Below are 11,219 nucleotides of genomic sequence, written 5' to 3'. Positions count from 1 at the left end.
GCCGCGACGGGCCACCGCGACGACATCGTCACGGAACTCACGGGGGTAGGGCTTGGGCACGGTGACATCCTTCCAGGCGAGGCCGAAGCCTCACAGATGAGGTGTCAACCAGACCCTGGGCAGACCCACGTCACATACAACGCCTCACCCTTCAGTAGACGTTCTGCCGGGTTGTTGCTCTGTGGCTCCATAGAGGACATGAGTTGGAGCCCGGCGTTGGCCAAGGCGGCGATGACTTGCTCGGACAGTGCTTCGTGTTCGTGCGTGGCCGCTGCCATATCGAGCGACAGCCAGACACGCATGTCCACTCCCGGCGACACCCGCAGCGCGTCGCCTGCTGAATCTCCATGCAAACCCGCAGCGCCGAGTGTCTGAATGGTCCGGGCGCGCAAGTCAGCGGAATTCCGCGCGTCCACAGCCCGTGCGGCCAGGTAGATTGCGTCAACAAGGTCTTTGGCGGCACGAATTGCCGGTTCGACCTCAAACACGAACGGGCCAAGGGTGATCGTGTCGTCCTGCGGGTCATAGCCGAAGCCCCAGTACATGCTCGCCACATCCCGCAGCGCTTTTCCCGCCTTGACGTCCTTCGCTTGCGGTCCGCTACCTTCGCCACGAGCCCACTCGTCGAAGTGCATGAGTGCGTCACGCATGTGTTTGATCCCGGGCAGCGCCTGCTCGAATCGTGTTCTCGCGCGGCTGAGTCCCGCATAGACGCTTTGATCCATACGCAGAGCGCGAAGGGCCACCTGCTGAAGCTTCTCGGCCACGAGCAACTGCCACAAGGCGACAACGAGCTGCCGAGCATCCATCTGGCGTGAGCTGAACCCTGCTCGAAGATCGTCGTTGTCGTGGATCCGATAGCTGGCCAAGGCAGCCGAGCGGAACCACCACTGTGCTTCCGAAACCGCGATCGCGTAGGGATTGTCCGCGGGTGACCAGGTAGAGGCAGTGTCCGACATCCGGACATCCTCGTCCATGATTGGAAGCACCGCCACGTAGTTATTGCCGCCCGCCGCCGCGACAGCTACTCACCTGTCTACGCAGGTTAGCTGATCAGTCTCCGTCGGGCGGCGCTCCGGTGATGACGTCAAGGTTGCTGGACGTGAGAGCTGGAGAGCCGAAGAGGACGGCGGGGTCGTTGGTGAGCCAGACCGCGACGAAGGTCTTGCCCTTGGGCGGGGCGAGGGCGGAGAAGGTCATGCCCCAGCGGTTTTCCTGGGTGCGGGAGAACTGGGCGTCTTGTGTCTCGGAGACTTCGGCGCGGGGCAGGTAGAGGCGGTGGCTGTAGACCTCGGTGGCCGAGACGACGTCGGTCCAGTCGATGCACAGTGCCCGGACGTCGCCCTTGGGGATGGCGGAGATCTCGGCGCGGTAGATCTTCGACCCGGTCGCGGTCTCGGCGAAGGCCATCCCACCGAAGTAGGCCGACAGGACGGCGGCCTTGGTTTCCTGGAACACGGAGGCGACGGTAAATTCGAGGGACTTGTAGATGTAGCGCGCCGGGGTGAGCTGCTGCCAGTGCTCGGTGCCTTCTTTCTCCACCTTGCGCGAGAGGGTGGTGCCGTCTGGCGTGGACAATCCCAGACCCGTCCAGGCGGCGGGCAGGGCGCTGGTCGCGTCCGGCGGTTCGGGGGTATCGGGCGGGGCGAGGGAGATCTCCCCAGTACCGGGGACGCGCACGTTCGCGCTGTTGATGGCCAAAGCGGTGTGCCTCCAACGAAGTGAGAGTGGTCAGGGAGTCGGGGTGCGGGCGTAGACCGTGATGGCGGCGGTCGCCAGCGGCGCGGCTGTGTATGGGTCGAGCCCGGCGACCGGGGCGGCGGCGGGTTCGCCGCGGATCAGCGCGCCCGGCAGGCCGGGCGTGCAGAGCAAGCCGAGGGCAAGCGCGGCGAGGGCTTTGGAGCTGTGGGTGTCGTGGTGCCAGCAGGTCAGCCGGATCACGGCGCGTTGGACGGCGGGCCAGTCCCAGGTGTGGCCGTCCTCGGCGACCAGCAGCCACGGCAACGCGGGCGGCCCGCCGTCCAGGCCGCGGCCGGTCTCGGTCGAGACCTGCGCTCCGGCGGCGACCGGGTCGGCGCGGCTGGCCAGCTGCGGCCGGAGCGCACGGACAACCAGCTCGGCGACGTCGACCGGCACCGCGCGGCCTGGCCGGTCACGCGGTGTTGTCGGGGTCGAGGCCGCCGACGGACAGACCTGTTTCCCCGGCTGCGCGTTTGAGGACACCGTGGTGGGCCTCCATCCCAACCCCGGATGGGTGCCGGATCGCGACGGTCACACCTACCCGACTTGGCCCGGGGTCGTCGAACACCTCGACCGGCAACGGCTCCCCGCTCTCCACCCGCAGGCCCCGGCCGCGGGCGGCGTCGGCGACCTGCTCGGCGGCGGCCTGGACAGCGGCGTGCAGCTCGGGTGAGCGCAGCACGTCGGCCACACCGTCGTAGTCGATCTCGATCCGTTCGAACGCCGACATCAGCGGTCACCTCCTGTCAGCCTTGGACGTGGGCGAGGCGGGCTTCGTAGTGGACGTGCCCGAACCGGGGTGACCACCACGACGGCTCCCCGGACACCTCGAACACGCGGCCCTGCCATACCACCCGCTCGCGCACGCCGATCGCAGACCGGGTGAACAACTGCCAGCTGGTCACCACCGGCACCCGGCCTGGCGTCGCCGGTTCGGTCGAGCTGCCCGGCTGCAGCAGACCCCAGACGGTTCGGCGCGGCGCGGCGGGGCCGTACTCAAGTTGCGGGGTCGGGTTGTCGTAGGCGTCGGTGACCTCGGTTGGAGTGATCACCTCCAGCTGGTGCGGAAACTGCACGAGTCACCTCCGCATGTCAGGTGGTCCAGATGGAGAAGACACCGCGTGGGGGCTGCGCGGGCGGGCGCAGCAGGTCCAGCTCGTCGTCGGTGAGGTAGAGGCCGCCACCCTCGTGCGCAGCGGTGCGGGAGTGCCCGCCGACCGTCTCGGACTTGTTGCCGTCCGGTGGAGACGCCAGCGCCCGCAGGACGGCCGTGCCGATGACGCCGACCGCCGTAGCCGGCGGGGGATCCGGCAGGTCCGGCACCCGCTGCCGGGCTAGCGCTGAAGCATCCGCGAGCAGGACGGCCACGCGAGCCTGTTGTTCAGGGGTGAGCTGGACGTCGGTACGGGCCTGGACGTCCGCAACGGTTGCAAGTGGAAGAGGCGGAGGCATCGCACCACCTCCCTGGGCAACCGGTACCCTGTTCGCAACCCGGCTGGGATGACTGCCCAGCAGGCAAGAAACCGAGTAACGAAATCGGACCCGTAGGACAGGTGTCGAACTAGTTCTCCCCGGAGCGATCTAGTTCGAAGCTGCAGGCTGACATCGGCCTCATTACAACTGAACACCGACACGTTGAACTACCAGAGTCGATCTTCGAGGGTTCCGGGCCCCTCGTGCCGATCGGTGCACTGGAGTTTCCGTGAGTTCGGTGTTGGCAGCCGCCTGCGTCGCCTTCGTCTGCATCAGCGTGTGCTTCATCGCGCTACTCCGCGTCAGCCGTGACCTTGCCAATGAGCGCGGCCCAGCCGGGCTCAAAGCCTTCGCTGAAGTGATTCGCGCCTTCGCGGAAATGGTCCGGGCATTCTGGGGCCGTAAGCCATGATCCACACTGCTACACGTCCGCCGGGTCCTTCGGCGGACGGCCACCTGCCGCGCGTACTCCGAGCTCCGGCGGCAGAGCCTTGAGCGCGTCGACGGCGGCCTTGTTGTTCACCTCGGCCTCGCCGTCGACGAAGGTCACGCCGAGGTCGTGCACGACCAGCTGCGGGTACTTGGTGCTGGTGAACTTCATCAGCTACCACTTCCCGCCGGGCCGGTGGTCAGTCCGGTGATCTTGCCGTGGGCGATCTCGGGCCCGTATTCCAGGCCGATCTCGCCGTAGATCTGGGCCTTGTCCACCGAGCCGGTCTTAGCCAGCGGCTCGGAGAACAGGAAGCCCTTGCCAGGGGTTTCGAGCAGGACCGGGGCGCACTGGTCGAGCGAGACGACCTCGACGGTGTCGGCGGGCATGTAGCGGTTGAGCATCACGTTGAGCGTGCCGAAGTCCGTCTCGATCGTGGTGACGGAGACGCCGCCGACGTTGCGGGTCTGCTCGCGGTAGTTCTTCTTCGTGATGAACTCCGCGGTCAGCATCCGCTTCTGCCACGCCCCGCACATCAGGGTGGCGGTCTCGGAGACCTGGATGCCGCCGTTGAGCCAGACCTTCTGCAGCAAGTCGAGGATCATCGCCTCGGTCAGCGCGGCCGCCGTGGCGTTGGTGATGACGTTCGTCTTGGTCGCGTCCAGGATGCCGCGCGTCCGCCGGGTCTTGGAGTTGTCGGTGGGTTCCTGAAACGTCCCGGTGACGAACGAGACTTCGACGTCGCGGCCGATCTGGATCAAGGCTTGGCGGGTCTGCCAGTCCATCTCGTTGGTCACCGGGTTGGTGCCCTGGATGCTGGCAGCGTTCGCGTTGGCCGAGCCGGTGGCGGCGAACATCTGCTGGGTGGCCTGGCGGGTGTAGGTGACGCCGATGGTCTCCTGGTGGATCTCCACCACGTTCCGGTCCGTGCCACGTACCCGGGTCTCGGGCGGTGGGGCGTCGGCGCCTTCGAGGCGCTGCCGGTTCGGGTCGGGGGCGCGCAGGTCGTAGACCTGCCAGGTGTGCACGACGGCGTTGGCGCGCTTGCCGCCGGTCAGCCCGCCGATCGCGGACAGGAACGGGGTGTCGGTCGGGGTCAGGGCGAACAGTTCGCCGACGAAGTTCGGGGAGTTGTAGGTGTTGGCGATCGCGGCCACACCAGGCATGGAACCTCCATAAACGATTTATAGATCAGGGTGCGCGGGTTAGCGCTGCTGGGCGGCCTGCTCGGCGAGACGCTGGTTCTTGAGGCTGATGGCGGTGGCCCAGTCGCCGTTCTTCTCGGCTTCGGCGATCTGCGCGTCGTGGCCGGCGGGCCCCGACTGGCGGGCACCCTGCGACGGGTCCGGCGCTGGACGCCGCCCGGGCGGCGGAGCGTCGCTGCGGGCCAGGTGCGGGCGGGCGAGCAGCACGGCCGCGAGGTCAGTGGTGATGGCGGCGGTGTCGATCTCACCGTCTTCGCCGACGTAGCGGTCCTTGTCGTCGAGGTACCGGGGTGCGTCGGTCGGGTCGGCCCAGCCGGACCCGGCGGCTGCTCGGATCTCAGCGTCCACCGCCCGCCGTCGGAGCGTGGTGACCTGGGCCTCGGCCGCGCTTGCGCGCGCTGCGGCCTTCTCCGCATCGGACTGCTGCGAGGCCTCCAGTTCGTCGAGCTTCGCCGCCTTCGCCTTGTGGTCCTTCGCGGTCTGCTCGGCGCTCGCGAGCTTGCTCTGGGCCTGCTCGAAGAGCGTCTTGTAGTCGACGGCGTTGGTGTGCAGCACCTCCGCCTTGGAGTCCGTTGCGGGCGTGGGTGAGCCTTTCGACTGCGGCGGGTCAGTCGTTGCTGCTCCTGGTACAGGTGCATCCGCTGCAGGAGCTATCGGGACATGAGCGTCGGCCATTCGGGTGTTCTCCTACGGGTCTACTGCCAGTACTGCTTATACTGGCGATATGAGCGCTATTGGCACCTTGATCAGGGAAAACCGGCTCAGACTTGGGCTCACCCAGGCTCAGCTCGGGGGGCTTGTCGGCCGGACGCAGGTAGCCGTGTCGGAGTGGGAGCGCGGTGTCGCGCTGCCCTCGTGCGATGGGAAGGACCTGGCGGCGGCGTTGCAGATCTCGCGGGACAAGCTGGTCGCCGCCGTGCAGTCGCAGATGTTCGATGACGATGACGTCCTGCGGGTGCTGCGACAGTGCGATCTGCCGAAAGAGCAGCGCGAGGCTTTGATCACGATCTACCAGGTGATGCGCAAGGCTCAGCCGCCTAGCGCAGGTAGCCAAACCGACGAAGCTGCCTGACCAGTTCAGATTCGTCTTGGGTCGCGTTGACCAACTGCGCGGGTGTCGGGCGCGCAAGGCCGGTGGTGCGGTAACGGCGGCCTCGCTTGGCGAGGTCGCCGAGCTGGCCGCCGACGCCGCGCACGGTGGTGGCCTCGCGGGTGTACTCGTGGTTTCCGGCGGTGTAGACGGCGCCGTGCCGGCGGGCGTTGACGACGCGGGAGATGTCGGCCCCGGCGCGGATCGCGGTCGCGGCGTGGGTGCCGAACGCCTTGTTCTGCTGGGCGTAAGTCATCCGGTCGAACAGGGCACGTGGGGTGTTGGCGGGGCGGCCGGTGCGCCACTGGTCGCGGGTGACCGGGTGCATGGTGCAGTCGCAGTTAGGGTGGCGCAGGAAGCCGGTGCTGTAGCGGTACAACCGGCCCGTGAGCTGGATGCACCGCCCGCATGCGGGCAGGTGCACGCCCCGCTCGTAGCCAGCGATCTCCGGTTCGAGCACCGCGGCCGCCGTCGTGGCCAGACGTCCAGCGTCAGCGGTCTCGGTGGCGACGTAGCGCAGCAGCCGCGCCAGCCCCATCGTCCGTGCCTCGCTCAGCGCCACCCCGAGCGTAAGGGTCCGGCGGAAGTGGCGAAATGCGAAATCCATCAGCGCGACCAGCGGAAGTCCGGTCGTCGCGTGTCCAACCCAAGCCCGCGCGACGAGGACGCCTAGCGGCGCGGACACCACCCCGGCCGCCGCAAGCGTCGCCGCGACGTACAACGGCGCCAGCGCCACCGAGTCGGCCTGCGCTTGCTCCACCGCCGCGACCACCTCCGGCCGGACCTGCTCGGTCCAGACATCGACCGTGTCCGGCCCGGCGGGCAACTGCACCCAAGCCGACTGCGCGCGGTCGACGGCGGCGCGCAGGACGCGTTGCTGGTCGAGGTAGTAGGCGGTATCCGGGCTCGTCGACGGCGCGGTCACCGTAGCGTCCCGGCGTAGACGGGCTCCTGGAACTGCACGGCCGTCGCGGGCCGCAGCCGTGTCCCGGCGACGATGCTCGGCCGCTCAGGGGCGGGCGCGTCCTGCGGCGGCTGGGGGTCGTCCTGGGTGGGCTTGGGGCCGTAGCTGGCGGCCAGGTCTCCTCCGGCGGCGCGGGCGTAAGCCTCCTGGTCCTCGGCCTCCATGTCCTGGATCTGCGCGTCGGAGTAGTCCAGCGCCCGGCGCGCGGCCCGGCGCGGCAGCAGCTTGTCCGCGCTGTAGAGCTTGACCACGGCGTCGGCCTGCGCGGCGAACGTCGGCGTGGCCGGGTCCATCCACTGCGTCTCCACCCGCGCGGCCTCCTCCGGTACCCGACCGTCGCGGACGTGCAGGATCCGCTGGGCCACGCGTTCCCAGCCGTCGCCGAAGGACGCCTGACGCCGTTCGGCTCGCTTGATGTGCCGGGACTCCGAGGAGCGGATCGCGTCCGCCGACGCGGGGTTCTCGGTGCTGTAGCCGAGGAAGTGCGGCGGCAACCCGGACAGCGACGCGACCAGCCGCGCGAGCGCGGCGAGGGTGTTGTGGAAGTTGGAGAGGTCCGCCTCGGGGAACTGCCCGACCGCGACACCGTCCTCTTTCGGAGATTTCGCCGAGGCCCACAGCACGCCGGCGACCGCCTGCCAGGGAGTGAGCGGGTTGCCGTTGCTGTCGACGAAGTCGTTCTTGTCGAAGCCCAGCGCGTACCGTCTCGGCATCGCGTGGAACTCGGCGGACACCATCATGTCCGTGGCGATCTTGCACGCCGCGTCGGACAAGGGCAGCACGCTCGCCAGCTCGGAGCGCCCGAGGCGCGGGAGGGCGTAGCGGCGGCGTCGGATCCGCGGCCGGTTCACCAGCGGCACGACCGGGACGACACCCATGCCGTGCTCGTCGCGGTCGGTCTCGGTCCAGTTCCCGCCGGAGTTGTCGGAGGTGTACCAAATCGTCTCGTTCGGCAGGTACAGCGTGGCGTAAGCCTCCGCCAGGTCCCCGTCGCCCTCCTCGGCGTACTGGCGCTTCAGGGCGGCGCGGACCTCGCGGGTACGCGGGTCCAGGTCGACGTGGACGTCGAACGGAGACTCGATCGTCACCAGCGGCGCACTCGAGTCCTGCTCGTTCGTGCCGACGATCGCGAACGACCGCCCCAGCGCGAGCGCGTCCACGTGGGCTTGGCCGGAGTGCAGGCCGAGGCGGTTTGCCTGCCAGATCCGCCACAGCTCGCGGTCAGCCTCCTGCTCGCCGCCGAGCCGGAACCCGGTCACGTCCAACCGCTCGTCAAGGCTGTCCACGACTAGCTCGGGCCAGTTCACCACTACCTGGCGCACCCGGTTGTCCAGCCGACGCAGCAGCTCCGGGTGCATGTAGGACAGCGACTGCTCGCCCTCGTAGTACGAGTCCAGCAACTCCAGCTGTGGGATTTGCGCATTGTGCTGCCGAGAGACGCGAGTGATCCACGCTTCCGGCGTCAACTCGCTGGCTTCGAAGACCGCGATAGGTCACCTCCTAAGCTGGCAGGCATGACCTGGTGGGCTGCTGTGTTGGGATTCGTTGGCGCGTTGGCTGGCAGTTGGGGCGGTCAGCTCATCGCGTCGAAGAGAGAGGATCGTCGCTGGCTGCGCGAACGTGATCGCGAAGACGTGCGGCACGCACGTGAGATTGAGGTATTTAATAAACGACTATTTCATGACTCGCTGGCGGACTGGAGATCCGAGCGAGTCCTTGCCTATCAGGAGTTCCTCGATTCCTTCGACGACTGGTGGAGATCGTCAGCAATTCTCGGAAGGACAATCTTTCCCGGACTCGCAGAAGGTGTCAGCCTGCCAGAGGTCGAAGTCGACGACCTGTACAGTCAGTATAATCGACTGCAGGCGGCAACAAATCGCCTCGAAATAATTGGCAGCAGAGTAATAAATGACGAAATTGAAAAGATAGTCGGCGAGGCCATGAGGATAACATCCACCGTCGTGAAGATGGAGCGGCTTAGAGCTGATGGTGCAGAGGTCGACGCCGTCAAGGTGGGCAATGTGCTCGCACAATTAGCCACTGCGCGAGGACGAATAAAGGACTTGGCTCGCGCCGATGTCCTGGTTGATCAACGCGATATCGACTCGCAATCTAACTCATGACGATCATCTTTCCAGATTTGGCGCGCTTCTGACCTCTCAATCGCCAGCCTGAAACGGCCATCGCGGCCGTAGGGACAGCGTCGATCCGTTTCCCGGTCTTGCTGCGTTGCGGCTTGTCGGGCCGGATCAGGTCGGGTTCGCCGGGCGGGTGGCGGACTTCGACGGAGTCGAAGCAGTACTCGGCGACGGGGTTGCCGTGGTGGGACCAGGCACGGGACCGGGTAAGGGTCATGAGTTCGGTCATACCGTGGGTCATGGCCTTATAAGTCTGCGGGACCGGGTACATCGGCACTCCAGTCCGCTTCTCCAGTCTCTGGCGGACGGGTTCGCCGGACCATTCGTCGTAGTCGATCTCGGCGACGCGCAGCAGGCCGGTGTCGGCGGTGATGTCGTTCTCGATGACGTCGTAGTCGATGACCTCGCCGGGGGTGGCGGCAATCCAGCCTTGCTCGACCCAGCGAGAGATCCGGCCATCGGTGTGCTCGTCTAGGAAGGCGACTCCAGCTTCGGGAAGCCAGAACCGCCAAAGCGCGGAGACGTGGCCGTCGACGCCGTCCGGCACGATCAGGCACCACGCGGTCAGGTCCAGCTTCGAGGCCAGGTCGAGTCCACCCCAGGCGGGGCGGCGGGCGTGCTGCTCGCGTAGCCGGCCAGGCTCGTCCACCACGGTGCCGACGCAGAGCTGGTAGAGGTGCATCGGCATCCACCGGGTCGACTGGGCGACCCACTGGTTGAGCCGGTACTGGCGGAACACGTTCTCCTTGGCCGGGTCGTTGCGAGCTTCGAGGGCTTCTTCGCGTAGGGCAGCGAGGGAGAGGAAGTCGCCGAGGGCGGGGTTGGAGTGGTACCAGTTGGCCTCGTCCCACGGGTCGGCGTCCTCGGGCAGGTTGCGCAGGTAGACGAACCGGTGCGGCGCCCTCTCAGGGGCGTCGGCGATCTTGACGCATTCGTCGTGCTCCGCCTTGGCGAACGAGCTCGGGTCGTCGCCCGCCGTGGTGGCGGCCAGCAGGAGGGGTTCGAGGCGGGTGCCCATGCCGGTGCGCATGGCGTTCCAGAAGTCCGCGTTGGGCTGGGTCAGCACCTCGTCGAAAATCACGCACGACGGGTTCGAACCGAGGTTACCCAGCGCATCGGACGGGACGACGGCGTAGACGCTGTTGGTCTTCTCGTCGACGATGCGGGCGGAATGCTCGATCACCCGCAGCCGCCGAGACAGCACCGGGGAGAGTGCAACCATGCGGGCGGCAACCTTGAAGACGAGCTTGGCCTGGTCGGTGTCGCGGGCGCAGCCGTAGATCTCCGCAGACTCCACGCCGTCGCCGCAGAGCATGTAGAGCGCGACGAAGGCCAGGAGCTCGCTCTTGCCGTTCTTGCGGGCTAGCTCGATCCAGCCGATCCGGTACCGGCGGACGTAGCACTCGGCTTCGGGGTCCCAGCGGACTTCGCCGAACAGGGGGCGGACGATGCCGTCTCGCTGCCAGGGCGAGAGGATGAACGGGCGGCGGGCCCAGCGGTCTTTGGTGTGGACGCAGATTTCGTGGCAGAACGCGACCGCATGGTCGGCGCGAGGTTCGCAGAGGTGGTCGCCGCGTTGGCGGCACGTGCTGCCATCGAAAGTGCGCCCGCACTCCGGCAGCCCCGATCCCGGTTTCGGGTTTCGTGGTGTGCGGGTCTTCGGGTTGCCGGAGCGCGTTCGCTGGGATGCCGTAGCCGGCGGGTCAGCTGAGGAGGCGGTCCGCGCCCTTGGAGGTGTCGGCATCGGACACCTCGACCTTGATCGACGCCCGATCAGACGGGGTCAGCCCGAACCGCGAGGCGAAGGTCAGGAACGTCCGTTCGGCCTCCGCCTGCACCTGCAGCGCAGGATTCTTCATCAGCCCTGATCCGCCCTGCACCAGCAGCGCCGACCCGTTAACCAGCTGCGTAGCCGCCCGGTACCGGGCCAGGGCCTCGCACAGCACCAGAAACGCGTCGGCGTCCCAGACGGTCAAAACGCCGCGGGACTCCAATCCCGGCGCCAGCCGTGCCCAGATCTCACGAGCCTGCTCCGATGCCCAATCCGGGCACGCGATCTCGGCGGTCGGCGGGACCGGCTCGGCGTCGTTGATCCGATCCTTACGGTCGCCGTGCAAAATGCGCAACGCTGTTGGCTTGGCATCAGGACCTCGTTTTCCCACGTTCACCACCCATTGCA

General features: G+C 67.4%; 16 protein-coding genes. 3 read left to right on the top strand and 13 right to left on the bottom strand.

Features of this window, described 5'->3' with window-relative positions:
* Positions 1–104: 104 nt before the first annotated feature.
* The 6 genes from I4Q55_RS34430 to I4Q55_RS34405 form a co-directional block, all read right to left on the bottom strand.
* A complete protein-coding gene (locus I4Q55_RS34430) occupies positions 105–977 on the bottom strand; it encodes a hypothetical protein (RefSeq protein ID WP_206794018.1) in 873 nt (290 codons plus the stop codon).
* A 76-nt stretch (positions 978–1,053) separates the two neighbouring features.
* Complete coding sequence (locus tag I4Q55_RS34425; protein ID WP_206794016.1) at positions 1,054–1,701, bottom strand: hypothetical protein; 648 nt, start codon at positions 1,699–1,701, stop codon at positions 1,054–1,056.
* 30 nt (positions 1,702–1,731) lie between these two features.
* Positions 1,732–2,136 (bottom strand): hypothetical protein, encoded by a 405-nt coding sequence (locus I4Q55_RS34420; protein WP_206794013.1) that lies wholly within the window; start codon positions 2,134–2,136, stop codon positions 1,732–1,734.
* A 16-nt stretch (positions 2,137–2,152) separates the two neighbouring features.
* Positions 2,153–2,470 carry a hypothetical protein gene (locus I4Q55_RS34415; protein WP_206794011.1) on the bottom strand — a complete coding sequence of 106 codons (318 nt, stop codon included), beginning with the start codon at positions 2,468–2,470 and terminating at the stop codon, positions 2,153–2,155.
* A 16-nt stretch (positions 2,471–2,486) separates the two neighbouring features.
* A complete protein-coding gene (locus I4Q55_RS34410; RefSeq protein ID WP_206794009.1) occupies positions 2,487–2,816 on the bottom strand; it encodes a hypothetical protein in 330 nt (109 codons plus the stop codon).
* Between the two features lie 16 nt (positions 2,817–2,832).
* Positions 2,833–3,108: a hypothetical protein gene (locus tag I4Q55_RS34405; protein WP_206794007.1), complete on the bottom strand. Its 276-nt coding sequence runs from the start codon at positions 3,106–3,108 to the stop codon at positions 2,833–2,835.
* Between the two features lie 334 nt (positions 3,109–3,442).
* On the opposite strand from I4Q55_RS34405, the gene I4Q55_RS34400 reads away from it, so the two are divergent.
* Positions 3,443–3,625, top strand: a complete 183-nt coding sequence (locus I4Q55_RS34400) for a hypothetical protein (RefSeq protein WP_206794005.1) — start codon at positions 3,443–3,445, stop codon at positions 3,623–3,625.
* A gap of 9 nt (positions 3,626–3,634) precedes the next feature.
* Here I4Q55_RS34400 and I4Q55_RS34395 read toward each other — a convergent pair whose 3' ends face one another.
* From I4Q55_RS34395 to I4Q55_RS34385, 3 genes are read right to left on the bottom strand one after another with little or no spacing between them, the layout of a single operon-like run.
* Complete coding sequence (locus I4Q55_RS34395) at positions 3,635–3,814, bottom strand: hypothetical protein (protein WP_206794002.1); 180 nt, start codon at positions 3,812–3,814, stop codon at positions 3,635–3,637.
* Complete coding sequence (locus I4Q55_RS34390) at positions 3,814–4,809, bottom strand: DUF5309 family protein (RefSeq protein WP_206794000.1); 996 nt, start codon at positions 4,807–4,809, stop codon at positions 3,814–3,816. The genes I4Q55_RS34395 and I4Q55_RS34390 overlap by 1 nt, the downstream gene beginning before the upstream one ends.
* A gap of 39 nt (positions 4,810–4,848) precedes the next feature.
* Complete coding sequence (locus tag I4Q55_RS34385) at positions 4,849–5,403, bottom strand: hypothetical protein (RefSeq protein ID WP_206793998.1); 555 nt, start codon at positions 5,401–5,403, stop codon at positions 4,849–4,851.
* Positions 5,404–5,572: 169 nt separating this feature from the next.
* On the opposite strand from I4Q55_RS34385, the gene I4Q55_RS34380 reads away from it, so the two are divergent.
* The gene (locus tag I4Q55_RS34380; protein ID WP_206793996.1) at positions 5,573–5,920 is read left to right on the top strand and encodes a helix-turn-helix domain-containing protein; all 348 of its coding nucleotides are present in this window, start codon (positions 5,573–5,575) and stop codon (positions 5,918–5,920) included.
* On the opposite strand, the gene I4Q55_RS34375 is transcribed toward I4Q55_RS34380, so the two are convergent.
* Both I4Q55_RS34375 and I4Q55_RS34370 read right to left on the bottom strand, forming a co-directional pair.
* Positions 5,886–6,863 carry a hypothetical protein gene (locus tag I4Q55_RS34375; protein WP_206793994.1) on the bottom strand — a complete coding sequence of 326 codons (978 nt, stop codon included), beginning with the start codon at positions 6,861–6,863 and terminating at the stop codon, positions 5,886–5,888. The two genes, I4Q55_RS34380 and I4Q55_RS34375, sit on opposite strands and share 35 nt — an antisense overlap.
* Positions 6,860–8,368 carry a phage portal protein gene (locus I4Q55_RS34370; protein WP_277992015.1) on the bottom strand — a complete coding sequence of 503 codons (1,509 nt, stop codon included), beginning with the start codon at positions 8,366–8,368 and terminating at the stop codon, positions 6,860–6,862. Before I4Q55_RS34370 ends, I4Q55_RS34375 begins: the two co-directional genes overlap by 4 nt.
* A gap of 48 nt (positions 8,369–8,416) precedes the next feature.
* Between I4Q55_RS34370 and I4Q55_RS34365 the strand changes: the two genes are divergently transcribed.
* A complete protein-coding gene (locus I4Q55_RS34365; RefSeq protein WP_206793992.1) occupies positions 8,417–9,025 on the top strand; it encodes a hypothetical protein in 609 nt (202 codons plus the stop codon).
* Here the strand turns inward: I4Q55_RS34365 and I4Q55_RS34360 are convergent.
* Complete coding sequence (locus I4Q55_RS34360; protein ID WP_206793990.1) at positions 9,015–10,784, bottom strand: terminase large subunit; 1,770 nt, start codon at positions 10,782–10,784, stop codon at positions 9,015–9,017. The genes I4Q55_RS34365 and I4Q55_RS34360 overlap by 11 nt on opposite strands.
* On the bottom strand, positions 10,744–11,211 hold the full coding sequence (locus I4Q55_RS34355; protein ID WP_307793394.1) for a phage terminase small subunit P27 family: 468 nt from the start codon (positions 11,209–11,211) through the stop codon (positions 10,744–10,746). Before I4Q55_RS34355 ends, I4Q55_RS34360 begins: the two co-directional genes overlap by 41 nt.
* Positions 11,212–11,219 lie beyond the last annotated feature (8 nt).

The sequence above is a fragment of the Amycolatopsis sp. MtRt-6 genome (assembly GCF_017308975.1).
Lineage (GTDB): Bacteria > Actinomycetota > Actinomycetes > Mycobacteriales > Pseudonocardiaceae > Amycolatopsis.
This window is presented reverse-complemented; position numbering and strand designations above follow the sequence as displayed.

What these genes read in the sequence shown, in the direction of transcription:
- I4Q55_RS34395 (WP_206794002.1), bottom strand. Translation starts at nt 3,814, where the DNA reads ATGAAGTTCACCAGCACCAAGTACCCGCAGCTGGTCGTGCACGACCTC.
- I4Q55_RS34360 (WP_206793990.1), bottom strand. Translation starts at nt 10,784, where the DNA reads ATGCCGACACCTCCAAGGGCGCGGACCGCCTCCTCAGCTGACCCGCCG.
- I4Q55_RS34415 (WP_206794011.1), bottom strand. Translation starts at nt 2,470, where the DNA reads ATGTCGGCGTTCGAACGGATCGAGATCGACTACGACGGTGTGGCCGAC.
- I4Q55_RS34380 (WP_206793996.1), top strand. Translation starts at nt 5,573, where the DNA reads ATGAGCGCTATTGGCACCTTGATCAGGGAAAACCGGCTCAGACTTGGG.
- I4Q55_RS34365 (WP_206793992.1), top strand. Translation starts at nt 8,417, where the DNA reads ATGACCTGGTGGGCTGCTGTGTTGGGATTCGTTGGCGCGTTGGCTGGC.
- I4Q55_RS34390 (WP_206794000.1), bottom strand. Translation starts at nt 4,809, where the DNA reads ATGCCTGGTGTGGCCGCGATCGCCAACACCTACAACTCCCCGAACTTC.
- I4Q55_RS34430 (WP_206794018.1), bottom strand. Translation starts at nt 977, where the DNA reads ATGGACGAGGATGTCCGGATGTCGGACACTGCCTCTACCTGGTCACCC.